This is a genomic window from Mycobacterium sp. ACS1612 (genome assembly GCF_001667505.1).
Taxonomy (GTDB): Bacteria; Actinomycetota; Actinomycetes; order Mycobacteriales; family Mycobacteriaceae; genus Mycobacterium.
Genome location: NZ_LZHZ01000005.1, coordinates 1 through 26,890, shown reverse-complemented (window position 1 = coordinate 26,890; position 26,890 = coordinate 1). Strand labels below are relative to the sequence as shown.

Here is a 26,890-nt window from a genome sequence, read left to right as displayed (position 1 = left end):
CGTGGACGCCGTGGTCGGCCTGCTCGACGGGGTGCGCGCGCGAGGCGCATTCGTCCTGCGGATGATGATGGATCCGCCGTGGTCGATGAGCATCGAAGACGAAGCCCCGCTGACCGTCATCTGCCAGACCCATGGCCGCGCGGTGATCGTCGGCGAGGCCGGCGGGACGGCGTGGTTGGGCCCCGGCGACGTCGCGCTGACCCGAGGCACCGAACGATACGTGTTCGCCGATCACCCGACGACAGCGCCGATGATCGTCGTCCACCCGGGACAACGCTGCACCACGCGTTCGGGTGAGGATCTGAGATTCGAGATGTCGCTTGGCGTTCGCACCTGGGGCAACAGCGCATCTGGTGCGACGCGCTCGGTGATCGGCGCGTACGAGGGCCGCAGCGAGGTGAGCACGCGACTGCTCGACGCGCTGCCGACGGTGCTGGTGCTGCGCGCCGACGAATGGGAAACGCCGTTGGTCGAGCTGCTCGCCGCCGAAGCGACCGGCGAAGGTCCCGGGCAGGAGGCGTATCTCGATCGACTACTGGATCTGTTGTTGATCGGGGTGGTCCGCACATGGTTCGACCGCGACGACAACGCGCCGCCGTGGTGGCACGCCGAACACGACCCGGTAGTCGGGCCGGCATTGAAGCTGATCTACAACAATCCGGCTTATCCGTGGACGGTGGCGAATCTTGCTGCCGCCGTCGACAGCTCGCGTGCCGCCTTCGCAGCCAGGTTCACCGAGCAGCTCGGCGAACCGCCGATCGCCTTCCTGACCAATTGGCGGCTGGCGCTGGCCGCCGACCTGCTGCGGACCAGCGAGTCGACCATTGCGGCGGTCGCCAAGCGGGTCGGCTACAGCACCCCGTTCGCGCTGAGCAGCGCCTTCAAACGGGGCGTACGGCGTCAGCCCGAACACCTACCGCGCGGACGCCGATGACCCGGGCGATGCTTTGGAATCGTCGGCGCGTTGACGGCGCGCCGCCATGGTGCCCGCCAGCGACGTGGTCGCCACGGTGACAAGCGCACCGAGCATCAGCGCCGACGGCTCACCCGGTCCCAGCAGATGTTGTTCGGTACCCAGCGTCGCAGCGGCAACCGGTACCCCCAGTTGGGCGGCCGACAACACCGCGAGCGTCAGCGGCTGACCGAGCAGCAGGCCTATGCCGTGCGCGATCAGGGCGCCGACACCGAGGCCGAGGCCGAGCAGGATCAGCCCGGGATGTTCACCGAGTTCGCGTACCTGCAGCGAAGCGCCGAGCCAGACGAAAAACAGCGGACCGAAGAATCCTTCGGTGATGCCGAATAGTTGACGGGCCAGCCGACGCGGTGTGCCGACTGCCGAGACCACCAGTCCCAGTGCGAAACCCGCCAACATGATCGACACGTGAGTGGTCATCGCCAGCGCGCACAGCCCGAACAACATGATCAAGCTGAGCCGAAGTTCCAGCGCCAGCCTGCGCCTATGCGACCAGTGGTGCAGTTGCCTGCGCCAGCCACGCCGGTTGGCCGCGCGTAACACGACGAACACCACCGCGGCGCACCCCGCGATCGCGACGGCGCCGAGAGCGGACCGCGCTGTTTGTGCGGGATTGATCACCAACGGCAGCAACACAATTGACGCCGCATCGGCGATCGCGATCTGAGTGGTCACCGACAGCACCGGCGGGCCATTCAGCCGTAGCGAATCGATCACCGGCAGCGCCAGCGCCGCCGACGAGGACGCCATCAGCACCGCGTACACCGCCGCGTGTCCCGTGCCGAACACCCGCGCCAACACCACACCGAGGACGGCGGCCACCGTACCGACGGCCACCGCTCGAAGCAACGCCCTGGGAATCTGGGACCGCAGTGTTTCGTCGCGCACCGGGACATGGGTGCCGACGACGAACATCACCAGCGCGAAGCCGATGTTGGCCAGCAGGGTGAACGTCGCATCGGTGTGATCGACAAGCCCGAAGCCGGTGCGGCCGATCACCAGACCGGCAACCAGTTCGCCGATGATCACCGGGATGCTGAATCGCGGCACGGAGGCCAGCAGAGGGCCTGCCATGCCGACGACCGCGATCAGCGTCAGCGTGGGGAAACCGAACCCGGACATCTAGTGCCAAGTGACCAAATGGCAAGGAATGTTGGTGTTCTCGTCGGTCAGATAGCCGGCGCAGACTCGGTGATAGCCGTCGGCGATCTGCAGCGGATACCCTCCCACCGCGCTTCCGCGCACCAGCAGGATCGGCGACAGCTTCTTGCCGTCGCTGATCTTCACCAGGTCCGCCCGCACGTGGGCGTTGGTTTCGGGTAACAGCTTCAAGCCGGCGGCGCGCAGGATGTCTTTGGCCTTCTGGAACACCGGGTCGGCGGCCTTCAGCGCCGCCACCGTCTTGTCCACCGACTCCTGCTCCGCGAGCATGCTCAGGTACGCCGCGGCTGCGTCGTAGTCGTGCGCCTCAGGTTCGCGCAGCCATTTCACCGCCATGGCCGCACACGTTACTCAGCCTGCTATCCAATTTCCGTGGAAGCCGTATGGAACTCGCTGGGGCAGTGCGATTCTGGCAACCGGTGGGGCGGCGAAGTCCGACGCGTCGATGATCACCAGGTCGCTGCAGTCGCGGGCCGGGTCGTAGACGTAGCCCAGATACCAGCCGCTGCTCTCGTCCGCGGGTCCTGACGTCGACGGCACGAATACCGCCTCCCCCGGGCCGCCCGGCGACTGCGCGGTGCCGAACGCGTGCTCGACGGCGTCCCCGGACGTCAGGTCGTAGCGGATCAGGCGGCCGTCGCCGACGGACACCGCGTAGCGGGCGGGCAGCGTAGCGAGCCGGTCGTCGATGCGGGGGAATTCGACGGCGCGCTCGTCGAGTTGGCGTTCGGACACCGCGCCGCTGCCCAGATCGATCGTCCAACTCCACAGCACCCCGTCGACATCGAAACCGCCGCTGTCGCGCCACAGTTCGGGGTATCGGACTGCCTGCAGCACAATGGAATTGCCGTCATCGTAGGCATTGGCCACATGGAAGACGTAGCACGGGTCGATCGCGAACCAGCGCACCTCGCCGAACGGGTCGTCGCGCCGCAGCACTCCGAGTCGGGCGCCGTAGTCGTCGTCCCACCGGTACGGCATGTCGCCTTCGCCCTTGAGCGCGATATCGAGGTTGAACACCACCGGCAGGTCCATGAAGACGACATGCTCGGCGGTCAGCGCGAAGTCGTGCATCATCGTCAGCGCCGGCACGTCCAGCGGACGGTTGATCGTCAACTCGCCGTTGGCGTCCGCCCGGTGGTAGGTGACGTGCGGCGCGAAGATGTTGCCGTATCCGAAGAAGTGCAACTCGCCGGTGGTCGGGCAGATCTTCGGATGCGCGGTCATCGAATCGACCAGCTTGCCGCCAAAGTCGTAGGCGCCCAACGTCTCCAGGTCATTGGAGATCTGGTATGGCAGCGAAGATTCGACCAGCGCGAGCGTCTTGCCCGCGTGGTTGACGACGTGGGTGTTCGCGACGCTGGCCCGCAGGTTGCGCGTGCCGTCGGCGTTGTAGAGCGGGAAATCCTCGACGAAGCTGTCGGTGCGCACCCAGCGGTTGCGGTACCAGGCCGCGCGCCCGCCCTCGATGCGCACGCCGTGGATCATGCCGTCGCCGGTGAACCAGTGCGCCGTCGCCTGCCGCGGATTGGGTCCGTTGCGCAGATACCAGCCGTCGAGTTCGGCGGGGATGGCGCCCTCGACTGGCAGATCGAATTCGGTCAGTTCGTCGCTGACCGGTGCGTAGTTGTCGCGCTGAAAGAACTCACCCGTGCCGAACAGGGTCGAAGATGTGTCCGTCATAGGTCAAATCTGACATGTCGGTAGTGACATGTCAATAGTGGAGGTACGATCTGCTCGTGAGTTTGCGTATCGCAGCGTTGGGGCTGCTTGCCCAGGCGCCCGCCAGCGGGTACGACCTGCTCAAACACTTCGAGAAATCGATGGCCAATGTGTGGCCTGCCACGCAGAGCCAGTTGTACGGAGAGCTGAACAAGCTCGCTGACGCTGGGCTGATCGAGATTTCCAACATCGGCCCGCGCGGCCGCAAGGAGTACCGCATCACCGATGCCGGCCGCGCCGAACTGCGGCGATGGGTGGCCGACGCGCACGACGATCCGCCCTTTCGCGACGCCGGCCTGTTGCGGGTCTTCCTACTCGGGGAAGTGCCCCGCGAGCAGGCCCGCAAGCATGTATTGGCCATGGCAGAGCATGCCGAGTCCGAAGTGAAGCGCCTCGAGGAACTGCGCGACTCGATCGATTGGACCGCCGACACGGGGGCGTTCTACGGCCGTGCCGCGCTGGAATGGGGTCTGCGCAAGAACGCCATGGAGGCGGAGTGGGCGAATTGGCTGGTCGAGGCCATCGACGAGCACGAGGGGAAATAGCTCTTCCGAAAAGTGTCAGAGCGCACAGCGCTCGGTGCTCCTACCGATGAGAGCGGCTCACCCGGAGTCGCGACCACGTGAGAAGGAGCAGCACATGACGAAGCAGTTCAATCGCAAGAAGTCGGTCATCGCCGCGGTCGGCGCGGTTGCGGCCGCTGTCGCGGCACCGGCGCTGGCGTTCGGATCGGGCACCGCGCAGGCGGCGTCCACACTGAACACGGCCAGTGACGCGTTGGGCGTCACGGTCACCGTCAACTCGACCGGCAGCCAAGGCCTGTTCTTCTACAGCGCAGAGCCGTGGTTCGGATGGAACACCGTGAAGCCGTTGCCGGTCTACAAGGTGCCGTTCTATCTGCAGGCCAACCAGTCCTACAACCTCTGGTTTCCGGGCGTCCAGACCGGGACCACGTGGAAGGCGAAGGTCGAATGCCCGGTCGGCGGCGTCGACTTCTTCAACCCCGTGTACTGACCCCTTCCGGCGCGGTGGTCGTGGCACAGGTCATGACCACCGCGCCAGTTGTCGTTGCATCGCGATAGGTTCCGATATATCGTCAACGTATCGGAAGCGCATGGGGCGCTTTCTTCCTCGAACGTTAGGAACCAATCCATGACCAACCCCTTCACCCCGCCGCCCGGCCCCTTCGGGTTCGGCTTCGGCCCCGGCGATCGGCGCGCCTTCCATCAGCAGCGGCGTCAGGCGCGTCGCGAGCTCCGCGACCATCTCCGCGAGAACCTGCGCGCCCACCTCCGTGAACACGACGGCGGACCGGGCTTCGGTCAACCCGGCTTTGGCCCCGGCCGCGGCTTCGAGTTCGGCTTCGACCCCCGCGGCGGCTTCGGCTTCGGCTTCGGTGGCCCCGGCGGTCCCCGTGGACGAGGTCGCGGCGGCCGCGGTCGCGGGAAGCGCGGCGACGTGCGTTCCGCGATCTTGAAGCTGCTCGCCGAACGGCCGATGCACGGCTACGAGATGATCCAGGAGATCGCCGAGCGCAGCCAGAACCTATGGCGGCCCAGCCCCGGTTCGGTCTACCCGACGCTTCAGCTACTGGTCGACGAGGGTCTGATCGCCAGCACCGAAAGCGAAGGCAGCAAAAAGCTTTTCGAGTTGACCGAGGACGGTCGCAGCGCGGTCGAGAAGATCGAAACAGCGCCGTGGGAGGAGATCGCCGAGGGCTGGAAGGACGAAGCGCCCGGCCAGCTCAACCTGCGCGCCGCCATCGGTCAGCTGATGGGTGCCGCCGCGCAGTCGGCGCACACCGCCACCGAAGAGCAGCAACAGCGGATCGTCGACATCCTGAACAACGCCCGCCGCGAGATCTACGGCATCCTCGGCGAGGATTAGCGGTTTGCGCGCGTCGGGGAGCGGTGAGCGCTCCTCGACGCCCACAATTCGCGTATGGATACCTACTCGATTGGCTCGTACACAGTTGGCCGCGTCGGCTTCGGCGCCATGCAGCTACCCGGCCCCGGTGTGTTCGGGCCGCCGCGCGACCACGATCAAGCGCTGGCCGTGCTGCGAAGGGCAATCGAGTTGGGTATCGACCACATCGACACCGCGCAGTTCTACGGCCCCGATGTGGCCAACCAACTGATTCGCGAAGCGCTGCACCCCTACCCCGCCGATCTCGCGTTGATCAGCAAAGTCGGTGCACGCCGAGACGACACCGGCGCGTGGCTGCCAGCGCAGCAGCCCGACGAGTTGCGCGCTGACATCGAGGAGAACCTGCGCACCCTGGGTGTCGACCGCCTCGCCGCGGTCAATCTACGCATCCACGCCGACGATGCCGGCTCGATCGGCCCGGTCGACCGTGAACTGTTCGACGCCCAGCTGACCGCGATGATCAAGGCCCGCGACGAAGGCCTGATCGGCGGCATCGGGTTGAGCAGTGTCAGCCTCGAGCACCTGCAGATTGCGCTCGAGCGCACCGAGATCGTCTGCGTGCAGAACGCCTACAACCTGATGGACCGGACGTCGCAGCCTGTCCTCGACGCGTGCCTGGAACGCGGCATCGCCTTCGTGCCGTTCTTCCCGCTCGGGTCCGCCTTTGCTGCCGACAATCCGGTGCTCGGCCACCCCGCCGTGCAGAGCGAGGCGGCCAAGCTGGGCCGCACCCCGGCGCAGATCGCGCTGGCATGGACCCTCTCGGTGGCGCCCAATGTGTTGCTGATTCCCGGCACGTCGTCGGTGGCACATCTCGAGGAGAACACAGCGGTCGTCGAGATCGAACTGGACGACGACACCAGGACCCAACTCGACGATGCGGCGTAGCTCACCCCGGGGAATACCGAACCACTGCGCGGCGCTGAATTGCTTTGTCAGACAATGGGCAACAGGGTATATTTAAGCTAGCTAACTAATCTAGCGATCGAGACCGCGGAAGGAGTTGCTCAACAATGAAACCCGCAAAGTTTTTCGCAACGATGGCAATCACCGGAGGCCTCGCGGCAAGCGCACTCGGACTTGGCGCAGGCGTCGCGAGCGCCGACCCGGGACCGTGGTACGGCAACGGGCACGGGTGGCATGGCGGCCATGGCTGGGGACACGGCTGGGACGACCGCGGCTGGCGTGGCGATCCCGTACCTGGTGGCTGGAACGGCGGTTGGGAACCGTGGGGCGGCGTCTGCGTCTTCGGCGCCTGCATCTAGCGATTCAGTCGACGTCCACCCAGTCCAATGTGCGCTGGACGGCCTTTTGCCAACCGGCGTAACCGGCCGAGCGCTGGTCCTCGCTCCACGCGGGTGACCAGCGCTCGTTCTCTTGCCAATTGGCCCGCAGATCGTCTGTGTTCTCCCAGAATCCGACGGCGAGGCCAGCGGCATATGCTGCGCCAAGCGCGGTCGTCTCGGCGACGACGGGTTTGACCACGTCGACGCCGAGCACGTCGGCCTGGATCTGCATGCACAGGTCATTGGCGGTGATTCCACCGTCCACCTTCAAAACCTCAAGGTGCACACCGGAATCCGCTTCCATCGCGTCGACCACGTCGCGGCTCTGGTAGCAGATGGCCTCCAGCGTGGCACGTGCCAGGTGGGCGTTCGTGTTGAACCGAGACAGTCCGACGATCGCACCGCGGGCATCCGACCGCCAGTACGGTGCGAACAGCCCGGAGAACGCGGGCACGAAGTACACCCCGCCGTTGTCCTCGACCTGACGGGCCAGCGCCTCACTCTGCGCAGCGCCGCTGATGATGCCCAATTGGTCGCGCAGCCACTGCACCGCCGAACCCGTGACCGCGATCGAACCCTCCAGTGCGTAAACGGGTTTGGCGTCGGCGAACTGGTAGCAGACGGTGGTCAGCAGACCGTTCTCGGACCGCACCATCTTCTCGCCCGTGTTGAGCAACAGGAAATTGCCTGTGCCGTAAGTGTTCTTGGCTTCACCGGCGTCCAGGCAAACCTGGCCGACCATCGCGGCCTGCTGGTCGCCGAGGATTCCGGTGATCGGCACCTGCCCCGACACCGCCCCGTCGTCGCGGGTGATCCCGTACGACTCGGGAAATGACGACGGTTTGATCTCCGGCAGCATCTGACGCGGAATCCCGAAGAACGACAACAGTTCGTCGTCCCAGTCGAGGGTCTCCAGATTCATCAGCATGGTCCGGCTGGCGTTCGTCACGTCGGTGACATGCACGCCGCCGCGAGGCCCTCCGGTGAGATTCCACAGGACCCAGCTGTCGGGCGTGCCGAACAGCGCGTCGCCCTTTTCGGCGTCGGCACGCACACCGTCGACGTTCTCCAGAATCCACTGCACCTTGCCCGCCGAGAAGTACGTGGCGGGCGGCAGGCCCGCCTTGCGTCGGATGACGTCGCCGCGGCCGTCGCGGTCAAGTGCGGAGGCGATGCGATCGGTGCGGGTGTCCTGCCAGACGATCGCGTTGTAGTACGGGCGTCCTGTGCGCCGATTCCACACCAGCGCGGTCTCCCGCTGGTTGGTGATGCCGAGGGCGGCCAGATCGGTCGTGGACAGCTTCGTCTTGTTCAGCGCCGACTGGATCACCGATGCGGTCCGCTCCCAGATCTCCACCGGGTTGTGCTCGACCCAGCCGGCCTTGGGCAGGATCTGCTCGTGCTCGAGTTGATGGCGGCCGACCTCGGCGCCGTCGTGGTCGAAAATCATGCACCGCGTGCTGGTCGTGCCCTGGTCAATGGCCGCTACAAACTCCGCCACCCATGCGCTCCCTTCTCCGGCTGCTCCAATCGACCATCATGGTCTACGTGGCTTCGCAGACAGCAGATATTGACCGCATGCCCCGCGGCGGGCCGGACGCCTCCTGCCTCGACCGGCTGCTGCAGACGAACGTCCCCGAATACCTCGACCGCGACTCCGATCTCCCTGCGGACGCCGCACGTAAGCGCAGTGTGATCCGCACATTGGAGTGGACGGGCGAATTCTTCGGCAATACCGAGAGGTTCGCGAAGATCGTGCTCGACGAGGTGGCCGACGTGCCCGACCCCAAGATCCTCGAACTGGGCTCCGGCCACGGCGGGCTGTCCCGCAAACTGCTCGACTGGCATCCGACGGCGCAGCTGACCATCACTGACATCGAAAAGCAGTCGGTCGCCGCGATCGACGCAGGCGACCTCGGCGATCATCCCAGGGCCGTCGTGCAGCAGATGAACGCGACCGCTATCGACGCCGCAGACCGGCAGTTCGATCTTGCGGTGTTCGCGTTCTCGTTCCACCATCTGGCGCCCGCGGCGGCATCGCGAGTGTTTGCCGAAGGCACGCGGGTGGCCGACAGACTGGTGATCATCGACCTGCCCCGTCCGCCGTCTGGACTGCACCTGATCCGGTTGGCGACGATGCTTCCGCTGGCCCCGCTGGTGCCGTTCCTGCACGACGGTGTGATCAGCTCGCTGCGCTGCTACAGTCCGTCCGCGCTGCGCGCGCTGGCCGCACACGCCGACCCGGCGATCGAGGTGCATCTGCGCGGCGGCCTGATGAGTCCGCAGGTCGTGGTGGCCACTAGACCCTGACCGACGAGCCGCGCTCGAGCTCGATAACGCGATCGGCCAGCCCGCGTCGTTTCATCTCGTCGGTGAAGTCCGACAGCGGCGATGCGAAGACGCCGTAGTCGTCGAAGTGCACCGGAACCATCCGCGGCAGGTCGAGCATTTGGACCGCGTCCGCTCCCTGTCGCCCGTCCATGGTGACCGTGAGTCCGAACGGCAGGTGCTTCCCGAACGGCAACCGGGTGCCGCCGAGGTGCAGCACGCCAACGTCGATCGACTCGAAACGCACTGGTATTTCCCGCAATTCGTCGACGAGTAAGGTGTCGCCGGAGACGTAGATGCGCCGCCGCGCCGAACCGTCGGCGAATTCCAGCATGCTGCCCATCACCGGCGGCAGCAGCCTGTCCACCGGGGTCGGCGCGTGCCTGCCCGGCAGCGCTGTGACGGTGACGCTGGTTGCGCCCTTCACGATCTCGTGGTTCTGCCACGTGGCCAACCCGAGCGCGCGGCCGAAGCCGCGGCGCGCCAGCCGCTTGGCCGCGTGCGGCGTGGTCAGGATCGGTAGCGCGTGGTCCAGGCGACGCTGCGACACCCGGTCCCAGTGGTCGCCGTGCATATGGGAGAGCACGACCCCGTCGAGCACCGGCAGTTCGCCGATGTCGATGGCCGGTCCGTGGCGCCGCTTGGAGAGCAACCCGTAGCCCAGGTAGGCGTGCTGCCCCTGATGCAGGAAGTTTGGGTCGGTCAGCAGGTTGATGCCGGGGACCGAGATGAGCGTCGTGGCGTTGCCGATGAAGGTCACCGTGATGTCCATCGCGACGGACTACCCGCCACTTGGCGGTTTATGCGGCGATTTGCTTGCGCAGTCGTCAACAACGCTGAAGCATCGGCGTTGTGGGCGAAGAGGTGAAGCAGACCGACTTTTCTCGCGCACAGCGGCGGGAGTACCGACGCAAGGTGCAGCTGTGCCTCGACGTGTTCGAGACGATGCTGGCCCGGGCCAGCTTCGAGTTCGACCGCCCGCTGACCGGTATGGAGATCGAGTGCAACCTCGTCGACGGGGAGTACCAACCCGCGATGAGCAATCAGGAGGTGCTCGCGTCGATCGCCGACCCGGCGTATCAGACCGAATTGGGTGCCTACAACATCGAATTCAACGTGCCACCGCGGCGGCTACCCGGCCGCGCAGCGCTCGAGCTGGAATCCGATGTGCGGGCCAGTCTCAACGCCGCGGAGGAGAAGGCGAACTCCAACGGCGCGCACATCGTGATGATCGGGATCCTGCCCACACTGATGCCCGAACACCTCTCGGGCGGCTGGATGAGCGAGTCGACCCGCTATCAGGCGCTGGAGAACTCCATCTTCACGGCCCGCGGCGAGGACATCCTGATCGACATCGAGGGCCCGGAGCGGCTGAGCCTGCAACTGGCGTCGATCGCCCCGGAGTCGGCGTGCACCAGCATGCAACTGCATCTGCAGGTCTCCCCCGCCGATTTCGCCGACAACTGGAACGCGGCACAGGTGCTCGCCGGCCCACAACTGGCGCTCGGCGCCAACTCGCCGTACTTCTTCGGCCACCAACTGTGGCCGGAGACCCGCATCGAGCTGTTCACGCAGGCCACCGACACCCGGCCGGACGAACTGAAGTCACAGGGCGTGCGACCGCGGGTCTGGTTCGGCGAGCGGTGGATCACGTCGATCTTCGACCTGTTCGAGGAGAACGTACGCTACTTCCCGTCGCTGCTTCCCGAACTGTCCGACGAGGATCCGGTCGCCGTGCTCGCCGACGGCAGCACACCGCAACTGGCCGAGCTGAGGTTGCACAACGGCACGGTCTGGCGGTGGAACCGGCCGGTGTACGACGTGGTGGACGGCAAGCCGCATCTGCGGGTGGAGAACCGCGTGCTGCCCGCAGGGCCGACCGTGGTGGACATGATGGCCAGCGCGGCGTTCTACTACGGCATGCTGCGGACACTGTCCGAAGAGGACCGGCCGCTGTGGACGAAGATGAGTTTCGCTGCGGCACACCATAATTTCGTCGCCGCCGCGCAGCACGGCATGGAGGCCAGGCTGTACTGGCCCGGCCTGGGCGAGGTCACGCCCGACGAGTTGGTGCTGCGAAAACTCTTGCCGATGGCAGACGAGGGCCTGCGACGTTGGGAGGTGTCGGGCGATGTGCGCGATCGCTATCTCGGGGTCATCGAGGGCCGCGCCAAAACCGGCCGCAACGGCGCGGTGTGGCAGGTGTCCACGGTGCACGCGTTGCAGGAACGGGGGATGACGCGTCCGAAGGCGCTGGCCGAGATGCTGCGGCTGTACTGCGAGCGGATGCACAGCAACGAGCCGGTCCACACCTGGGATAGCCCCGGCTAGATTGGTCGCCATGACTTCTGACGACGTGATGGATTGGGACGGCGCGTATCGGCAGGAGGGGGCGTTCACGGGGCCGCCGCCGTGGAACATCGGTGAGCCGCAGCCCCAATTGGCCGCGTTGCACCGCGAGGGCTCCTTCCGCAGCGACGTGCTCGACGCGGGCTGCGGGCACGCGGAGTTGTCACTGTCGTTGGCCGCCGACGGCTACACGGTGGTGGGCATCGATCTCAGCCCGACCGCGATCGCCGCCGCCACCGCCGCCGCGCAGGAGCGGGGGCTGACCGGTGCGACGTTCGTACAGGCCGATATCACCGTTTTCACCGGGTTCGACGGCCGCTTCAATACGATCGTCGACAGCACGCTGTTCCACTCGCTGCCGGTCGAGGGTCGCGAAGGCTACCTGCGTTCGGTGCACAGGGCCGCCGCCCCCGGCGCCTCGTTCTTCATCCTGGTGTTCGCCAAGGGTGCGTTTCCCGCCGAGATGGATCCGAAGCCGCACGAGGTCGACGAAGACGAACTGCACGAGGCGGTTTCGCGGTTCTGGCAGGTCGACGACATCCGGCGGGCAACCATCCACGCCAATGCGATCGAGGTGCCGGACGCGCCGTTCGTTATGCCCGTCCACCCGACCGACGAGAAGGGCCGGATCAAGTTCCCCGCGTTCTTGTTGACGGCCCACAAGGCCGGTTAGTGTCCGGCGGTCGCGGGTTGGCGCTCGCTCGCTGAGACGTCCTCTGTTTCGTCGTCATCGAGCATGGTCTGCTCGTCGAACGGCTTGTCGCCGTCAAGAACCTGCTGAATCTGCCTGCGATCCAGCGTGTTTGTCCACTGACCGACCAGCACGGTGGCGACAGCATTGCCCGAGAAGTTCGTGAGCGCGCGGGCCTCCGACATGAACCGATCGATACCGACGATGATGCCGACGCCGTCCAGCATCTCCGGTCGGTGACTCTGCAATCCGGCGGCCAGCGTAGCGAGTCCGGCGCCGCTGACACCCGCCGCGCCTTTGGAGGCGATCATCATGAACGCCAACAGCCCCAATTGTTCGGGAATCGACAACGGGTCGCCCATCGCGTCGGCAATGAACAGCGACGCCATCGTGAGATAGATGGCGGTGCCATCGAGGTTGAACGAATAGCCGGTTGGCACAACGATTCCCACGGTGGCAGGCTTGACTCCGGCGTGCTCCATCTTGGCGATCAGCCGGGGCAACGCAGACTCGGACGACGAGGTCGCGACGATCAACAGATACTCGCGGGCCAAGTACCGGGCCAGCTTGAAGATCGACACTTTCGCGACCACCCACAGCAGTGCGCCCAGCAGACCGAAGACGAAGATGACGCAGGTGATGTAGAACGCCAACATCAGCACGCCCAGCTGGATCACAGCGTCGAATCCGGTGCCGCCGACCACTTCGGCGATCGCCCCGAACGCGCCGATCGGTGCCAGCCACAGAACGCCGATCAAAATGCGGAACACAAGTTTCTGCAGCAGTTCCACGCCGAGCAGCAGCGGCTCGCCGACCCGCCCCAAGCCCTGGATGGCGAATCCGACCAACAACGCGACGAAGAGCGCCTGCAGCACGTTGCCCGCCGTCAGCGAGGAGAACAACGTGTCGGGAATGATGTTGGCCACGAACTCCATCGGGCCGCCCTCGGCGTGCGCCTCACCCGCCAGTTCGGCGCCCTTGCCCGGGTCACCCGAGATGTTCAGCCCCTCGCCCGGTTTGATCAGGTTGCCGACCAGAAGGCCGATCGCCAGCGCGAAGGTCGACATCACCAGGAAGTAGCCGACGGCCAGACCACCCACTTTGCCCACCGCGGACGCGCGCAGCTTGCCGATGCCGATCACCACGGTGCAGAAGATGACCGGGGCAATCATCATCTTGATCAGCTTGACGAACAGCTCACCGAGCACACCCAACGATTTCGCCACGTCCGGAGCCAGCAGGCCGACAACTATGCCGGCGATCACCCCGATGATCACCAAGACGTAGAGCCAGTGCGTGCGATCGCGTTTCGGACGGGCCATTCGGAGGGAATAGCCAGAAGTGCGCTACCTCACACCTGCGCGGTGGCGGCCGCCAACGCTTCGGCGAACTGCTCGAGATCCTCGGCGGTGGTGTCGACGTGCGGGGACACCCGCAGCACCGGTGCGCCCATCTCGAACGGGGCGCGCTGCACCTCGGCGTAGGTGGTGACGATCGCCCGCTCGGCGATCAGCCACGACCGCACCCGCTCCGGGTCGGTGCCGTCGAACGACGCCAAGGTGGTGATCGCGGTGGGCTCGTCGACCGGTTCGACCACCCGCCAGCCCCTGACGTCGGCCAGTACCGTGCGCGTCATCCGGCCGACGCGCGCCAACCCATCGCGGATGCGTTGCGGCCCGATGGCAAGGTGCTCACCCAAGGCCACCGAATAGCCAATGCGCGCAGCGACATTCGTCTCACCGTGATCGAGGCGCTGCATCACCGGTATCGGCAGGTTCCACTCTGGCGGTGGCAGCCGGGGCCGCAGCCGCTGCGCCAGTTCCGGCGCAACGGCAAGCATTCCGACGCCGCGCGGGCCCGCGATCCACTTGCGCGATGAGCTGTAGACAGCCGCTGCGCCCACCGCGCAGTCGAGATGCCCGAACGCCTGCGCGGCGTCGACGACCAGCGGCACACCCAGGTCGCGGCACACATCCGCCAGCTGCGCCAATGGCTGAGCCAGCCCGCGATGACTGGCCAGCGGTGTCAGATGCACCAGCGCAGGCGGATTGTCCGCCAACTGCCGGGCGGCGTCGTCGACGGCAAGCCTGCCGAACTCATCAGCGGGCAGCGCAGCGACGTCAAAGCCGTTGGCGGCCATCACGGCAAGGTTCGGGCCGTACTCGCCGGGCAGGCAGGCCAGTGTGCGCTCGCCCGGCCAACTGCCGAGCAACAGATCCAACGCATTGTTGGCACCGGTGGTGAAGACCACGTCGGCGGCGGGCATTCCGGTCAGGGCGCCGATGGCCGCGCGTCCCGCGTCGAGCACCGGCGCCGCTGCCTCGGCGGCGACGTACCCGCCCACCTCGGCTTCATGTGTGGCGTGCTGTGTGGCCGCATCGATCGCCGCGAAACTCTGCCGCGAGCACGCGCCGCTGTCGAGGTGCAGGCCGGCGGCCTTCGCCCTGGCCATCCGCCACTGATCGGCGAGGCTCATTTGACCGACAGCGACAGCCCGAAGTCGCCCGCCGGATCGGTCCACCAGTGGGTTCTGCGCAGGCCCGCGGCCGCCAGTTCGGATTCCACGCCCTGGGGCCGGAACTTGCACGACACCTCGGTGAGCATCTCCTCGCCGGCGGCGAAGTCCACGGTCAGGTCCAGGTCCGCGATGCTCACGCGTTGCGCGATGGCGGCGCGCAGCCACATTTCGATGCGCTCTTCCTCGGCGTTCCACTTGGCCACGTGCTCGAACGCGGTCAGGTCGAAGTCGGCGTGCAGTTCCCGGTTGACGACGGCCAGCACATTGCGGTTGAACTTCGCGGTGACCCCGGCGCTGTCGTCGTACGCTCGGACCAGCCGGTCGACGTCCTTCACCAGGTCGGTGCCGAGCAGCAGGCTGTCGCCCGGTTGCAGCGTCTCCGAAAGAGTGGACAGGAACTGCGATCGCGGACCGTGCGTCAGGTTGCCGATGGTCGAGCCGAGGAACACCACCAACCGTCTGCCGACGCGCGGGATCTTGCCGAGGTGTTCTTCGAAATCGCCGCACACGGCCTCGATCTCGACGCCGGGATATTCGCGTTGGATCGCTGAACCTGCCGCGGTGAGCACTCCGGCGTCGACGTCGAACGGGATGAATCTGCGCAGCGATCCGCGCTCGTTCAATGCATTCAGCAGCAGCCGCGTCTTCTCCGACGTGCCGCTGCCCAGTTCGACCAGGGTGTCCGCGCCCGATGCGTCGGCGATCTGCGTCGATGCGGCTCGCAGGATCTGCGCCTCCGCGCGCGTCGGGTAATACTCGGGTAGCCGGGTGATCTGGTCGAACAAGTCGCTGCCCGCAGAGTCGTAGAACCATTTGGGCGGCAACGACTTCGGCGTCTGAGTCAATCCGTCGCGGACGTCTCGTCGCAGCGCCCGCGCTGCGGAGTCCGCGGCCAGGTAGTTGGACAGCGAGATGGTCATGGGGATCCTTTCAGCGGGATCAGGTCGACTGCAGTGCCGTCGACCACCACGAGGTGGCGGTCGGGGATCTCCTGCCAGTCGGGGTTGTCGTCGTACGGTTCGCTCGCCAGCACCACACCGTCGGCTTGGCGCAACACCGACAGGGTGTCCCCCCACGTTGTGGCCCGAAGTTGAGATCCGTTGGCGGCCAATATGTTCAGTCGGGCGTTGGGGTCGGCGGCGGCCACCTCGACGATGGTGTCGCCGAGCGCGTCGAGGCCGCGGTCGAAGATCAGCGCGGCCAGCAGCGCGCTGTCGACGGTGGACTCCGCCCGCTGCGACAACGGCAGCACTCCTCGGTCCACCAGCCCGTTGTGCGACAGCAGCCACTGGCCGTCGCTGAACGGCGCCGACGCCGACGGTTCGATCGGCATGCCGATGCTGGCCGAACGTACCGCGGCCACAACGCATCCGCTGCTCAATGCGGGCGCGACGGATGCGAACGAGGCATCACCCCACAGCGGTGCGGCGCTGCGCCACCGGCAGGGCGTGCCGTTAGGCACACTAGGCGAGAAGAAGCCGACGCCCCACCCGTCGGCGTTCATCAGGCCGTGCTTCTGCCGCCGCGGCGCGTACGACTGAACCAGCAGCCCCGACGGCGGTTCGAGCACCAGCGACGCGATCGATCGCGGTTCACCGAGCCACCCCAGATGACGGCACATCAAGCGTCCCAGGCCAGCCGAACGCCCGAGAAGATCTGCCGCCGGAAGGGGTGATCCCAGTTGCGGAAGCTCGGTCGCACGATGCCGGGCGCGACGGCCCACGATCCGCCGCGCAGCACTTTGTAATCGCCGTCGAAGAACGGTTGCGAGTACTGCTCGTACAGCATCGGGGTGAAACCCGGCCACGGCCGCAGCGGTGACGACGTCCATTCCCACACGTCGCCGAGCATCTGTTCGGCGCCGTACGCAGACGCCCCCGCCGGATAGGCCCCAACCGGTGCGGGCCGCAGCGCATCACCGCCGAGGTTGGCAACGTGCGGTGTGGGTTCTGTTGCACCCCAAGGGAATCGGCGACGTTTCCCGGCCGCGGGGTCCCAGGCAGCCGCCTTCTCCCATTCCATCTCGGTGGGCAACCGCGCGCCCGCCCAGGCCGCATAGGCCTCGGCTTCGAAGTAGGTGATGTGCTGGACGGGCTCGTCGGCTGGGATCTCTTCGACGTGACCGAATCGGGTGCGGGTGCCGTCGGGGTTCCAGAACTGCGGTGCGGTCAGCCCCGCCTCCTGCCTGTGCTTCCACCCGCGCTCAGACCACCACCGCTGCTGTCCGTAGCCGCCGTCGTCGACGAAGTGCCGCCACTCGCCGTTGGTGACCGGCACCCGCCCGATGCGGAACGCAGGCAAGTCGACCACGTGCGGTTCGCGTTCGTTGTCCAGCGAATGCGGTTCGCTCACCGCATCCACTCCGAGCAGGAATTCACCGCCTGGTACCAACACCGATTCACCAGCGACACCGGCGCGGCCGTGTGGCAACGCGGATCCGCGACCCAGCAGTGGTGCGCCGGTTCGCAGGTTCAGCGCCTGCAGCATGGTTTCGTCGTGCTGGTTCTCGTGGCTGATCACCAGACCGAAGTTGAAGCCCGGGTCGTCGGCGGGCAGCTTGTCCAACGTGTCGAGCACCTTGTTGCGGACCGTGTTGCAGTAGGCGCGGGCGTCCGACGGCGGCAGCAGCGGCAGGTCGATCCGGCTGGCGCGCGGGTTGAGAAACGCGTCGTAGCAGCGCTCGACACGTGGCTCGAGCATGCCGGGCCGGTCCGGGTTGTTGCCACGCAGCAGCCAGAGCTCTTCCTGCCAGCCGATGTGCGCGAGATCCCACACCAACGGGCTCATCAACGGGTTGTATTGGCGGTGCAGTTCGGCGTCGTCGAAGTCGACCAACCGCAGCGTGCGGTCCCTGGCCTTTGTCAGCTCACGCGCGAGCGTTTCGCGTGCGGTCACGTTTCCCCTTGTGCCAGTTGGGTGATCGCCGTTTCGATCCCGTATGTGACTGCCCGATCGGAGAAGTCGTCGGCCGGGCATCGTCCCATCTCGACCGAACGCACCAATTGCCGCATCGATTCCACGAGTTCTGCAGGCGCGCGTTCCGCGGCGATCTGCACGCAGCGGTTGGCGGCCTGGTGCACTCGTCGATCACCGAGCCCGATCTGGGCCGCGCGGTCCCATGCCGTCGCCACCCATTCGGTGGCCTCGGCGGCGGCGTCGGCGGCAACCGGATCGTCCAGCAGGGTGGCAAGCGTGAACACCACCGCGGGCCACAGCGTGTCGGGGAGGCTGTCGAGATAGCGGATCTCCAGCCACCGCCGGGGTCGCACCGGCGGGAACAGGGTGGTCAGGTGATAGTCGAGATCGGCGTGCGTCGGCCTGCGGTCGCCGAGCAGCACCCGGCCGTCGGCCCAGTCCGCGAAGGGCACCCACTGGGTCACCGGAATCGCCTCCGGGCCGTGCACCAGCATCACCGGGGCCTTCAATGCATACCCGGCCCATTCGCCGGCGGGATCGTCGCCGTTGACGCCGAGAACCGGGCCACAGCGCGCCGAATCCAGTTGGCTCCACACCCGTTGGCGGGTCGACTGCCAACCGGAGAACTGGCCGCCGAGTAGCGGCGAGTTGGCGGCGATCGCGATCATCGTGGGACCGAGGGCGTGCGCCAACCGGACCCGATCGGCCCATCCGTCGCGGGGCCCGGCTTCGAGATTGACCTGAATGGATGCCGTCGACGTCATCATCGCCGCGCCCGCCTCGCCGGTCTGGCTGGCGTTGAAGAACTGCTCCATCGCGAGGTACCGGTCGCCGGGATTGACCCGTTTCGCCGGTCGCAGCGGATCAGCGCCCAGCAGCACCAGTCCCAACCCCGCTTGCGCGAACGTCGACCGCAGCGTCGCCCGGTCGGCGGTCATCGCCGCGATGGCAGCCATCAGGTCGTCGGCGGGCGGCCCGGACAATTCGACCGCACCGCCGGGTTCGACGGTGATGGTGCTGGCGCCCGGCAACGGCGGCACGTGCGCTATCGCGTCGGTCAGTTCGGCCCAGTCCGGGCGACGCATCGGATCGGCGAGGTCGAAACAGTGCGCCTCGACCTCCAGGCCGACCCGCCCGACCCGGCCGTCGGCGAGGGACGTCTCGCTGATGTAGGCCGCGGCGCTCTCCGCGCTGGTCAGTTCGTCTGCATCGGCTTTCCGTGGGTGGGCGTCGTCCACATCGGACGAGATGGCGAAGGTCATGTCTTCCGGCCCCTTCCGGGTAGGGAATGATCGCGGCCCTCAGTCCATCTTCCAGAGCCCACCGACAAAGTCTCGTGCTTTTTCGATGACAGGTTCGTGACGTGTGCTTCCGATTCGTTGCTCGCTACTGCCCCAGCGTGTTCTGCATCGCCCCTGCCAGCACATTCACCGCCGGCCCGGCGTTGCCAGATTGACAGACTTTCGCTTGCAGAAGAACGTTCTCCCGCTTCCGGGTGGTGGTGAAACAGCGGCGGTCGGTGCCGGCCTCCTGCTTCACCCAGTCGGCGTCGGTCGCGCTGGCGGGCCCACCGGAGAAGCTCCACACCTGGGTCGTGAAGTTGTCCAGATGCATCGCGGTGGTCTGACCGCTGCAGCCCACGGTCCGGTCGACCACTCGGTGAAACGCCCGATCGGCCGCATCGGCGGTGGCGAACACACCGACCGCCTGTTTGGCGAAATGGCTCTGATCGTTGTCGGCCGTCTGCGTGACCGCACCGTTGAACGACGCGAGATCCGGGTCGAGGAACACCTCGGGCAGGCCGATGTCGGCCCAGTTGTTGCATACCGGGTTGTCGACGTAATACGACTGGACCGGCTCGGTGTACGTCGACGCGAATCGCATTGGTGCGCCGACGATGTTGCTGACCGAACCCTTGCCGAGCACGGCGTAGTTCACCACGCCGGGGTCGGATGGTCGGGCTTGCGCCGGCGCCGCGACTGACAGACCAAACGCCAGACCGACGCCGATCGCTGCGACGGTCCGCACGGGCTCAGACCTTCGCCGACAGCGTGACGTCGATGTTGCCGCGGGTGGCCTTGGAGTACGGGCACACCTGGTGCGCCTGGTTCATCAGATCGTCGGCGACGCTCTGCTCGAGCCCGGGCAGATAGCCGATCAGGTTCGCGTTGATGCCGAATCCGCCCGCGGGGTCCTTACCGAACCCGACCTGCGCGGTGATGCCGCTCGCATCGTCGAGGTCGATCTTGTTGTTGCGGGCCACCAGGCGGAGCGCGCCGAGGAAACAGGCGGCGTAGCCGGCCGAGAACAGCTGTTCCGGATTGGTGCCCTCGCCGCTGCCGCCCGCCTCTTTCGGTGGGCGGGTGTCGAGGTCGATCCTGCCGTCCGAAGACTTCACGTGGCCGTCCCGGCCACCGCCGGTTGCCGTGGACTCTGCGGTGAAAACGACTTCGATGCTCATGCGGACGATCATGCCAGCCCGTCCGGAGACGGCAAGGCGCCGTTAGGACGGTCTTGGTGCGGTCGTGGTCGGGCCGCCGGGCTGCTGGGAGCCGGGTCCCTGCGGGCCCTGGAAGTTCGGGCCGCCGGGCCCGAACGGGCGATCGAACTCGCCGCGCGGTGGGCCCATCGGGAACATCATCGGCCCCCGGTGCATGAAACCGAACTCGCGATGGCGGTCGCCGCCGTGATGCCAGCCGCGGTGACCACCGCCGGAATGCGCGCCGAGGAAGAAGCCGGAGAAGAAGATCACGGCGACGATGAACACGACACCCGCGACGATTCCGACCCACGCGGCCACCGCGGTGAGTCTGCCGTGGCGGCGCGGCTCGGCGACGACGGTCGGTGGTTCGGCGGGCGGCGGCGTGGTGGTCAGCGGGCCGGTTGCCGGTTCAGAGGAGGGGGTTGTTTCGCTCATGCTTCGAGGATGCAAGCGGCGTCGATGCGCTTGTCATGAATAACTTATGAATCAGCTGTGAACGGTCGAGCTGCGGAATTCCCTGCTCTGGCGACAGGCCTGCGGCAAGCTCATCAACGCCCGGGAGTGTCCCAGAAATGATTGACCCTTCCCACGGATGGGTAACACCGCGGGTAGCGCGGACTGAGCTTTACCGCGTTGGGATGGCCGGCAGCTTCGGCGTATAGCTGTCGGTCATGTCCTGCTGTCGCGAATCACCTTGGCACGCTGTTGTTTTCACATCGAGGTTGGACAGGGCGGCGGACGGGTACAGATCTGGTCATGAACAGCGACACGATCATGGCGATGTCGGGTCTGATGGCCCTTGCCGCCGCGGCGCTGACAGGGGCGATGTGGGGTGCGCCGCCGGTCAGGGCGTCGTTCCGGTGGTTCCTGCGCTGACGACTACGGCTTGAACGGGTTCACGGCGAACTGGATCACGCGATACGGCGTGTTGTCGCCGGGACCGGTGTTCCACTGGCTGACGAACACCCGCAACTCGTCGAGCGTCGACCCCGGTGAGAGGTAGCCGCCGTACGGCTGCGCGAGCCGGTTGTTGTCCGGCGGGCCCAGGTCCTCCGCGGGATCAGGCCACGTCCCCGCGACGATCACGGTGGTCACCGGGGCCGTGCCGAGGCCGGTCGGATCGTCTGCGACCCGGACTTCCATGTTGCCGGTGCTCGCGTTGAAGTAGGAAAGCACCGTCTTGCCGTCGACCTGCCGCACGCTCATCTCGCCAAGCCGGTCCGGCCACAACGGCGTCGGCGGTGTGCCCCATCCCTTGGCTGACCAGCCCTGCCAGCTGGCCCGGTCGGTGAAGGTCTCCGGTTTCGCGCGGTACAGCACCGCCGGGCTGCTGCGATCGAAGTTGTTCGCCACGATGTACACCCAGCCGGTGGGCGAATCGGGTTTCGGGATCGGGTCGTAGTAGCCGCTGATCTGCGACTGCATGCCGCCCTGATAGGACGCGGGCCGCTGCGAGTTGGGCACCGTCGACCAATTACCTTGTCCTGCATTGGCTTTCACCAGTCGGGAGTTCTGCGGCACTAAATCCTTGACGGTGGTGACCATCAGATAGTTGTCGCGGTTGATCTGCACCACGCCCGCAGGCAACTGGGACATCCCCGCGGGCGTGGGTTCGGCGAGCAGCGGATTGAAGTTGCCGGTGACCCGGTCGTAGCGCACGCCCGTCGGATCGTCGACGGAGTCCGTTTCGACATGCAACGCGATCGGGGAATGCCACGGGCCGAACCCGACACCCTGGCCCGCGAAGCTGTCACCGCAGACCTGCAAGACGCCGTCGGGAAACTCCATGAACTCGCAGAGGTCGGTCGCGCCGATGTCGTAATCGCTTGTCGGAGTTCCCGTTCCAGCCGCCGGGGCGATACGGACCACCTGGCCCGGCGCCAGTGGCGGCAACACGGGCCCAGGGATGGGTTCCGGCTCCGCGGACGCGGTTACTGCCGAAACCGTATTCCAGCAGAGAAATATCGAGAAGAGGCCTGCTGGAATACGCCGGCGCAAGGTCAGAGTTCCGCGGCCAGCAGCTCGGCGATCTGAATGGTGTTCAACGCCGCGCCTTTTCGCAGATTGTCGCCGGAGACGAACAACGCGAGGCCGCGGCCCTCTGGCACCCCGGGATCCTGACGGATGCGCCCGACCAGCGACTCGTCCACACCGGCAGCGGCCAGCGGCGTCGGCACGTCGACCAGCTTCACCCCCGGCGCCTGAGCCAGCAGATCCCGCGCGTGCTCGACGGACAGCGGCTTGGCGAATTCGGCGTTGATCGACAACGAGTGCCCGGTGTACACCGGCACCCGCACACACGTTCCGCTCACCAGAAGGTCCGGGATGCCGAGGATCTTCCGGCTTTCATTACGCAGCTTCTGATCCTCGTCGGTCTCGCCGGAACCGTCGTCGACGTAGGAGCCTGCCAGCGGCACCACGTTGAACGCGATCGGCGCGACGTACTTGTCGGGTTTCGGGAATTGCAGCGCCGAACCGTCGGCCACCAACTCCCTGCTGTCGCCCACCACCGCGCTGGCCTGACCGTAAAGCTCCTCGACGCCTGCGATTCCGCTGCCGGACACCGCCTGGTACGTCGACGCGATCATCCGCACCAGTTCGGCGTCGTCGTGCAGCGGCTTGAGCACCGGCATCGCGGCCATCGTCGTGCAGTTCGGGTTGGCGATGATGCCCTTCGGGCGATTGCGCGCATCGGCGAAGTTGACCTCGCTGACCACCAACGGCACATCGGGGTCCTTGCGCCACGCCGACGAGTTGTCGATGACCGTCACGCCCGCCGCCGCGAACCGCGGCCCCTGCACACGCGACATCGTCGCGCCGGCCGAAAAGAGTGCAATGTCAAGGCCGCTCGGATCGGCGGTGGCGGCGTCCTCGACCTCGATCTCCTGACCGCGGAACGACAACTTCTTGCCCTGCGAGCGCGCCGAGGCGAAGAACCGCACACCTGAAGTGGGAAAATCGCGCTCCTCCAACAGCTTTCGCATCACCTGGCCGACCTGGCCGGTCGCGCCCACCACTCCGATGTTGACCATGATCAGCGTCCCGTTCCCGCGTACACCACCGCAGCTTCGTCGCCGCCGAGTTCGAACGCCTCGTGCAGGGCCAGCACCGCCTTGTCCAGCTCAGTGTCCTTGATCAGCACCGAGATTCGGATCTCCGAGGTGGAGATCAGGTCGATGTTGACGCCAACCCCGGCCAGCGCCTCGCAGAACTTCGCGGTGACGCCGGGATGGCTGCGCATGCCCGCACCGACCAGCGACACCTTGCCGATGTGATCGTCGTAGAGCACCTTGGAGAATCCGATCTCCTCCTGCAGCGAGGTCAGCTTCTCCACCGCGCCCGGCCCGCTCTCCCGCGAGCAGGTGAAGGTGATGTCCGTCTTGCCGTCTTCGATCTTCGAGATGTTCTGCAGCACCATGTCGATGTTCACGTCGGCGTCGGCGACCGCGCGGAACACCTTGGCGGCGTAGCCGGGTACGTCGGGGATGCCGACGATCGTCACCTTCGCCTCGCTGCGATCGTGAGCGACTCCGGTGATGATGGCGTCTTCCATGGGGATGTCCTCTATCGATCCGGTCACAATCGTGCCGGGCTTATCTGAATACGACGACCGGACGTGTACCGGGACGTTGTAGCGGCGGGCATATTCGACGCAGCGCAGCATCAGCACCTTGGCGCCGCACGCCGCGAGTTCGAGCATCTCCTCGAACGACACGGTGTCCATCCGCTTGGCGTTGGGCACGATGCGCGGATCGGCGGTGAAGATGCCGTCGACGTCGGTGTAGATCTCGCAGACGTCGGCGTTCAGTGCGGCGGCCAGCGCGACGGCGGTGGTGTCCGACCCGCCGCGGCCAAGCGTGGTGACGTCCTTGCTGTCCTGGCTGACGCCCTGGAAACCGGCGACCAGCACGATCAGACCCTCGTCCAGCGCCGACTGCAGCCTGCCGGGCGTGACATCGATGATCTTGGCGTTGCCGTGCGTGCTGGTGGTGATCACCCCGGCCTGGGACCCGGTGAACGAGCGGGCCTGCGCCCCCAGCGAGTCGATGGCCATCGCGACCAGCGCGTTCGAGATCCGCTCCCCCGCGGTCAGCAGCATGTCCATCTCCCGGGCCGGCGGCGCCGGGCACACCTGCTTGGCCAGATCCAGCAGGTCGTCGGTGGTATCGCCCATCGCGGAGACGACCACGACCACGTCGTTGCCCTGTTTCTTCGTCTCCACGATGCGTTCGGCGACTCGGCGGATCCGCTCGGCATCAGATACCGAGGATCCGCCGTACTTTTGCACGACGAGCGCCACTGTCAAACCTTCCGGAGGTGGGTTCACCTAAGAATAAGGGTTTCGCGCACCCCATTTATCCCGCCGGTAGCGTCAAGACGTGGTCAAGATTGCTGCAGAGCGCTGCGCACAGACCCGGGTGCCTATTCACGCCGACCTCGCCGCCAGGTGGAGTCCGCGACTGTTCGACGCGGAAGCCGAGCTCACGGCCGACGATCTGGTCGCGTTGCTCGAGGCAGCGCGGTGGGCCGCTACCTGGGGCCATCGCCAGCCGGTGCGATTCCTGGTCGGCCTACGTGGTGACGAAACCAACACGGGCATCGCCCGGCTGCTCAAGCGCGGCAACGCTTACGCGACGGCGGCAGGCGCGCTGATCATGGTCTGCGTCGACGAGGGCGAGGATGAGCGGACGGCGCGCTATGCGGCGGTCGACGCAGGGGCCGCGATCGCGCAGATGACCGTCGAGGCGGTGTCCCGCGGACTCATCGCCCATCCGATGGCCGGCTTCGACGCCGACGCCGCCCACGAGGCGTTCGGCATTCCGGACGGGGTGCGGCCCATCGCCGTGGTGGCTATCGGATCACTCGGCGACTACGACAACGCGCCACCGGAGGTCGTCGAGCGCGATGCCAAGGGTCGGCAGCGACTGCCGCTGGAAGAAATCGCGTTCAGTGGCCGCTGGGGCTCAGGAGCACGCCTTTGACAGCTGGGCGAGGTTGTCGCTGAGCCTGGCGTTGAGCGCCGCCATCTCGAAAGCCGCGGGCGGCGCGGGTGCGCCGGGGGCCCGGGTCTCGGCCTCGGCGCGCAACTTGGCGAACTGCCCGACGAAGTCGTTGGCCAGCGTTGCGACGGTCGTGGCGGTGCGCGCCAGGTCGGGCGAGGTCACCTTTTGCGCGCGTTCGGCCATGCCGTCGGCCCACGCCTGATACGCGGTCTCCTCCGCTGCGGTCGGAATGCCTTCTGAATCACCGGTCTTCGACGCGATGTGCTCACCCTGGGCGCGGTTGTAGTCCAGCAGTTCCTTGACCGGCTGGCACTCCTCGGACGTGCGGTCGAACACGGTGGACCGCAAGCCGAGGGCGACCGCCACCACCACGACGACACCGATATAGACCCACAACCGCCGACTACGAAACATCGCAGGGAACTGTAACCCGTGCGAAACACCTCAAGCGGGTCCACGTAACAGAAACATCGGTTACTGACAGTGAACGGCTCGCGCCGGAGCCGCACCACTGCAGGAGATGTATATGGATACAGGAACCACAGCATTCATGCTGTGTTGCATCATCGGCCTCACGGTGATGATTCCCGGGCTCGCGCTCTTCTACGGCGGCATGGTGTCCGTCAAGAGCTCGACCAACATGATGATGATGACGTTCGGCGCCGTGGCCGTCGTCGGCGTGCTGTGGGTGTTGTTCGGCTTCTCGATGGCTTTCGGGACGTCCTACGGCGGTTTCGTCGGCAGCTTCACCGAATTCGCAGGCATGAAGAACCTCACCGATCCGATGACCACCATCAACGGCCTGCCGGTGAGCCTGTTCGCGTTGTTCCAAGCACTTTTCGCCGCGATCACCGTGGCGCTGGTCTCCGGCGCGGCGGCGGACCGGATGAAGTTCGGTGCCTGGATGACGTTCGCGACGGCGTGGGCGATCCTGGTGTACTTCCCCGTCGCGCACTGGGTGTTCGCTTTCGACGGTGTGGTCACACCGGATTCCACCGGCGGCTGGATTGCCAACAAGCTCAAGGCAATTGACTTCGCCGGTGGCACCGCGGTGCACATCAACTCGGGTGCCGCGGCGCTGGCGGTCGCGATCGTGCTCGGCAAGTCGCTCGGCTTCGGCAAGTTCCGCAAGCCGCACAATGTGCCGCTGACGCTGCTCGGCGCCGGTCTGCTGTGGGCCGGTTGGTATGCGTTCAACGGTGGGTCGGCGCTGGCCGCGGGCACATCGGCCGCCATCGTCATGGTCACCACGTTCACCGCGACCTGTGCGGCGACGCTGGCCTGGCTGACGGTGGAGAAGTTCAAGGACGGCCACGTCACCGGCGTCGGTGCAGCCTCGGGTGCGGTGGCCGGACTGGTCGCGATCACCCCGGCGTGCGGCGCGGTCACGCCGGTCGGGTCGATCTTCCTCGGCCTGATCGCGGGTGCGATCTGCCCGCTGGCGGTCGGACTGAAATCCCGCTTCGGCTATGACGATTCGCTCGACGTCGTCGGTGTGCACCTGGTCGGTGGCGTCATCGGCACCCTGCTGATCG

Annotated in this window: 28 protein-coding genes and 1 pseudogene; 11 read left to right on the top strand and 18 right to left on the bottom strand. The window is 66.5% G+C overall.

Annotation, left to right across the window (positions count from 1 at the left end):
- Position 1 precedes the first annotated feature (1 nt).
- Positions 2–968 (top strand): annotated as a pseudogene (locus A5724_RS02700) (AraC family transcriptional regulator).
- Here A5724_RS02700 and A5724_RS02695 read toward each other — a convergent pair.
- The 3 genes from A5724_RS02695 to A5724_RS02685 are packed head-to-tail and all read right to left on the bottom strand — an operon-like array spanning position 914 to position 3,817.
- Entirely contained in the window at positions 914–2,095 is a 1,182-nt protein-coding gene (locus tag A5724_RS02695; protein ID WP_067795818.1) for a cation:proton antiporter, read from the bottom strand. The pseudogene A5724_RS02700 and the gene A5724_RS02695 overlap by 55 nt on opposite strands.
- Positions 2,096–2,470 (bottom strand): hypothetical protein, encoded by a 375-nt coding sequence (locus tag A5724_RS02690; protein WP_067795816.1) that lies wholly within the window; start codon positions 2,468–2,470, stop codon positions 2,096–2,098.
- Positions 2,471–2,485: 15 nt separating this feature from the next.
- A complete protein-coding gene (locus A5724_RS02685) occupies positions 2,486–3,817 on the bottom strand; it encodes a carotenoid oxygenase family protein (RefSeq protein ID WP_067795811.1) in 1,332 nt (443 codons plus the stop codon).
- A 56-nt stretch (positions 3,818–3,873) separates the two neighbouring features.
- Between A5724_RS02685 and A5724_RS02680 the strand changes: the two genes are divergently transcribed.
- The 5 genes from A5724_RS02680 (at position 3,874) to A5724_RS02660 (ending at position 7,047) form a co-directional block, all read left to right on the top strand.
- Positions 3,874–4,401 (top strand): PadR family transcriptional regulator, encoded by a 528-nt coding sequence (locus A5724_RS02680; protein WP_082964815.1) that lies wholly within the window; start codon positions 3,874–3,876, stop codon positions 4,399–4,401.
- A 94-nt stretch (positions 4,402–4,495) separates the two neighbouring features.
- Complete coding sequence (locus A5724_RS02675) at positions 4,496–4,870, top strand: hypothetical protein (RefSeq protein WP_067795803.1); 375 nt, start codon at positions 4,496–4,498, stop codon at positions 4,868–4,870.
- 138 nt (positions 4,871–5,008) lie between these two features.
- Entirely contained in the window at positions 5,009–5,743 is a 735-nt protein-coding gene (locus A5724_RS02670; RefSeq protein WP_067795800.1) for a PadR family transcriptional regulator, read from the top strand.
- Between the two features lie 54 nt (positions 5,744–5,797).
- Positions 5,798–6,670 (top strand): oxidoreductase, encoded by an 873-nt coding sequence (locus A5724_RS02665; protein WP_067795797.1) that lies wholly within the window; start codon positions 5,798–5,800, stop codon positions 6,668–6,670.
- Between the two features lie 152 nt (positions 6,671–6,822).
- Positions 6,823–7,047: a hypothetical protein gene (locus A5724_RS02660; protein ID WP_067796215.1), complete on the top strand. Its 225-nt coding sequence runs from the start codon at positions 6,823–6,825 to the stop codon at positions 7,045–7,047.
- Positions 7,048–7,051: 4 nt separating this feature from the next.
- Here the strand turns inward: A5724_RS02660 and glpK are convergent, their stop codons facing one another.
- A complete protein-coding gene (gene glpK, locus A5724_RS02655) occupies positions 7,052–8,599 on the bottom strand; it encodes a glycerol kinase GlpK (protein WP_197518538.1) in 1,548 nt (515 codons plus the stop codon).
- Positions 8,600–8,607: 8 nt separating this feature from the next.
- Between glpK and A5724_RS02650 the strand changes: the two genes are divergently transcribed.
- A complete protein-coding gene (locus tag A5724_RS02650) occupies positions 8,608–9,378 on the top strand; it encodes a methyltransferase domain-containing protein (protein WP_067796212.1) in 771 nt (256 codons plus the stop codon).
- On the opposite strand, the gene A5724_RS02645 is transcribed toward A5724_RS02650, so the two are convergent.
- Entirely contained in the window at positions 9,368–10,168 is an 801-nt protein-coding gene (locus A5724_RS02645) for an MBL fold metallo-hydrolase (RefSeq protein WP_067795791.1), read from the bottom strand. The genes A5724_RS02650 and A5724_RS02645 overlap by 11 nt on opposite strands.
- A gap of 80 nt (positions 10,169–10,248) precedes the next feature.
- On the opposite strand from A5724_RS02645, the gene A5724_RS02640 reads away from it, so the two are divergent.
- Both A5724_RS02640 and A5724_RS02635 read left to right on the top strand, forming a co-directional pair.
- The gene (locus A5724_RS02640; protein ID WP_156752101.1) at positions 10,249–11,727 is read left to right on the top strand and encodes a glutamate--cysteine ligase; all 1,479 of its coding nucleotides are present in this window, start codon (positions 10,249–10,251) and stop codon (positions 11,725–11,727) included.
- Positions 11,728–11,737: 10 nt separating this feature from the next.
- Positions 11,738–12,418: a class I SAM-dependent methyltransferase gene (locus A5724_RS02635; RefSeq protein ID WP_067795786.1), complete on the top strand. Its 681-nt coding sequence runs from the start codon at positions 11,738–11,740 to the stop codon at positions 12,416–12,418.
- Here A5724_RS02635 and A5724_RS02630 read toward each other — a convergent pair.
- The 12 genes from A5724_RS02630 to A5724_RS02575 form a co-directional block, all read right to left on the bottom strand.
- Positions 12,415–13,758, bottom strand: coding sequence for a cation:dicarboxylate symporter family transporter (locus tag A5724_RS02630; RefSeq protein WP_067795784.1), 1,344 nt, complete (start codon positions 13,756–13,758; stop codon positions 12,415–12,417). The genes A5724_RS02635 and A5724_RS02630 overlap by 4 nt on opposite strands.
- 29 nt (positions 13,759–13,787) lie before the next feature.
- Positions 13,788–14,912, bottom strand: coding sequence for an ergothioneine biosynthesis PLP-dependent enzyme EgtE (gene egtE / locus A5724_RS02625; RefSeq protein ID WP_067795781.1), 1,125 nt, complete (start codon positions 14,910–14,912; stop codon positions 13,788–13,790).
- Positions 14,909–15,874 (bottom strand): L-histidine N(alpha)-methyltransferase, encoded by a 966-nt coding sequence (gene egtD / locus A5724_RS02620; RefSeq protein ID WP_067795778.1) that lies wholly within the window; start codon positions 15,872–15,874, stop codon positions 14,909–14,911. Before egtD ends, egtE begins: the two co-directional genes overlap by 4 nt.
- Entirely contained in the window at positions 15,871–16,575 is a 705-nt protein-coding gene (gene egtC, locus A5724_RS02615; protein ID WP_067795776.1) for an ergothioneine biosynthesis protein EgtC, read from the bottom strand. Before egtC ends, egtD begins: the two co-directional genes overlap by 4 nt.
- A complete protein-coding gene (egtB, locus tag A5724_RS02610) occupies positions 16,575–17,849 on the bottom strand; it encodes an ergothioneine biosynthesis protein EgtB (RefSeq protein ID WP_067795767.1) in 1,275 nt (424 codons plus the stop codon). Before egtB ends, egtC begins: the two co-directional genes overlap by 1 nt.
- On the bottom strand, positions 17,846–19,132 hold the full coding sequence (gene egtA, locus A5724_RS02605) for an ergothioneine biosynthesis glutamate--cysteine ligase EgtA (protein WP_067795764.1): 1,287 nt from the start codon (positions 19,130–19,132) through the stop codon (positions 17,846–17,848). The genes egtB and egtA overlap by 4 nt, the downstream gene beginning before the upstream one ends.
- 124 nt (positions 19,133–19,256) lie before the next feature.
- Positions 19,257–19,898: a sensor domain-containing protein gene (locus A5724_RS02600; RefSeq protein WP_067795761.1), complete on the bottom strand. Its 642-nt coding sequence runs from the start codon at positions 19,896–19,898 to the stop codon at positions 19,257–19,259.
- A 4-nt stretch (positions 19,899–19,902) separates the two neighbouring features.
- Positions 19,903–20,331, bottom strand: a complete 429-nt coding sequence (locus A5724_RS02595; RefSeq protein ID WP_197518529.1) for an organic hydroperoxide resistance protein — start codon at positions 20,329–20,331, stop codon at positions 19,903–19,905.
- A 42-nt stretch (positions 20,332–20,373) separates the two neighbouring features.
- Positions 20,374–20,787 carry a hypothetical protein gene (locus A5724_RS02590; protein ID WP_067795755.1) on the bottom strand — a complete coding sequence of 138 codons (414 nt, stop codon included), beginning with the start codon at positions 20,785–20,787 and terminating at the stop codon, positions 20,374–20,376.
- Between the two features lie 444 nt (positions 20,788–21,231).
- Positions 21,232–22,317 carry a DUF4185 domain-containing protein gene (locus A5724_RS02585; RefSeq protein ID WP_067796209.1) on the bottom strand — a complete coding sequence of 362 codons (1,086 nt, stop codon included), beginning with the start codon at positions 22,315–22,317 and terminating at the stop codon, positions 21,232–21,234.
- 35 nt (positions 22,318–22,352) lie between these two features.
- Positions 22,353–23,384 (bottom strand): aspartate-semialdehyde dehydrogenase, encoded by a 1,032-nt coding sequence (locus A5724_RS02580; protein ID WP_067795752.1) that lies wholly within the window; start codon positions 23,382–23,384, stop codon positions 22,353–22,355.
- 2 nt (positions 23,385–23,386) lie between these two features.
- Positions 23,387–24,652: an aspartate kinase gene (locus tag A5724_RS02575; protein WP_067795749.1), complete on the bottom strand. Its 1,266-nt coding sequence runs from the start codon at positions 24,650–24,652 to the stop codon at positions 23,387–23,389.
- A gap of 79 nt (positions 24,653–24,731) precedes the next feature.
- Between A5724_RS02575 and A5724_RS02570 the strand changes: the two genes are divergently transcribed.
- Complete coding sequence (locus A5724_RS02570) at positions 24,732–25,334, top strand: nitroreductase family protein (RefSeq protein ID WP_067795746.1); 603 nt, start codon at positions 24,732–24,734, stop codon at positions 25,332–25,334.
- Here the strand turns inward: A5724_RS02570 and A5724_RS02565 are convergent.
- A complete protein-coding gene (locus tag A5724_RS02565; RefSeq protein WP_067795743.1) occupies positions 25,317–25,769 on the bottom strand; it encodes a hypothetical protein in 453 nt (150 codons plus the stop codon). The two genes, A5724_RS02570 and A5724_RS02565, sit on opposite strands and share 18 nt — an antisense overlap.
- 112 nt (positions 25,770–25,881) lie before the next feature.
- On the opposite strand from A5724_RS02565, the gene A5724_RS02560 reads away from it, so the two are divergent.
- Positions 25,882–26,890, top strand: a 1,009-nt coding sequence (locus tag A5724_RS02560; protein ID WP_067796206.1) for an ammonium transporter, incomplete at its 3' end; no start/stop codon positions are given.

Excerpts from the sequence above, each read along its gene's own strand:
- A5724_RS02695 (WP_067795818.1), bottom strand. The coding sequence starts at position 2,095 with ATGTCCGGGTTCGGTTTCCCCACGCTGACGCTGATCGCGGTCGTCGGC.
- A5724_RS02690 (WP_067795816.1), bottom strand. The coding sequence starts at position 2,470 with ATGGCGGTGAAATGGCTGCGCGAACCTGAGGCGCACGACTACGACGCA.
- A5724_RS02685 (WP_067795811.1), bottom strand. The coding sequence starts at position 3,817 with ATGACGGACACATCTTCGACCCTGTTCGGCACGGGTGAGTTCTTTCAG.
- A5724_RS02675 (WP_067795803.1), top strand. The coding sequence starts at position 4,496 with ATGACGAAGCAGTTCAATCGCAAGAAGTCGGTCATCGCCGCGGTCGGC.
- A5724_RS02670 (WP_067795800.1), top strand. The coding sequence starts at position 5,009 with ATGACCAACCCCTTCACCCCGCCGCCCGGCCCCTTCGGGTTCGGCTTC.
- A5724_RS02665 (WP_067795797.1), top strand. The coding sequence starts at position 5,798 with ATGGATACCTACTCGATTGGCTCGTACACAGTTGGCCGCGTCGGCTTC.
- A5724_RS02660 (WP_067796215.1), top strand. The coding sequence starts at position 6,823 with ATGGCAATCACCGGAGGCCTCGCGGCAAGCGCACTCGGACTTGGCGCA.
- A5724_RS02650 (WP_067796212.1), top strand. The coding sequence starts at position 8,608 with ATGGTCTACGTGGCTTCGCAGACAGCAGATATTGACCGCATGCCCCGC.
- A5724_RS02645 (WP_067795791.1), bottom strand. The coding sequence starts at position 10,168 with ATGGACATCACGGTGACCTTCATCGGCAACGCCACGACGCTCATCTCG.
- A5724_RS02635 (WP_067795786.1), top strand. The coding sequence starts at position 11,738 with ATGACTTCTGACGACGTGATGGATTGGGACGGCGCGTATCGGCAGGAG.
- A5724_RS02630 (WP_067795784.1), bottom strand. The coding sequence starts at position 13,758 with ATGGCCCGTCCGAAACGCGATCGCACGCACTGGCTCTACGTCTTGGTG.
- egtE (WP_067795781.1), bottom strand. The coding sequence starts at position 14,912 with ATGAGCCTCGCCGATCAGTGGCGGATGGCCAGGGCGAAGGCCGCCGGC.
- egtD (WP_067795778.1), bottom strand. The coding sequence starts at position 15,874 with ATGACCATCTCGCTGTCCAACTACCTGGCCGCGGACTCCGCAGCGCGG.
- egtC (WP_067795776.1), bottom strand. The coding sequence starts at position 16,575 with ATGTGCCGTCATCTGGGGTGGCTCGGTGAACCGCGATCGATCGCGTCG.
- egtA (WP_067795764.1), bottom strand. The coding sequence starts at position 19,132 with ATGACCTTCGCCATCTCGTCCGATGTGGACGACGCCCACCCACGGAAA.
- A5724_RS02595 (WP_197518529.1), bottom strand. The coding sequence starts at position 20,331 with ATGAGCATCGAAGTCGTTTTCACCGCAGAGTCCACGGCAACCGGCGGT.
- A5724_RS02590 (WP_067795755.1), bottom strand. The coding sequence starts at position 20,787 with ATGAGCGAAACAACCCCCTCCTCTGAACCGGCAACCGGCCCGCTGACC.
- A5724_RS02580 (WP_067795752.1), bottom strand. The coding sequence starts at position 23,384 with ATGGTCAACATCGGAGTGGTGGGCGCGACCGGCCAGGTCGGCCAGGTG.
- A5724_RS02565 (WP_067795743.1), bottom strand. The coding sequence starts at position 25,769 with ATGTTTCGTAGTCGGCGGTTGTGGGTCTATATCGGTGTCGTCGTGGTG.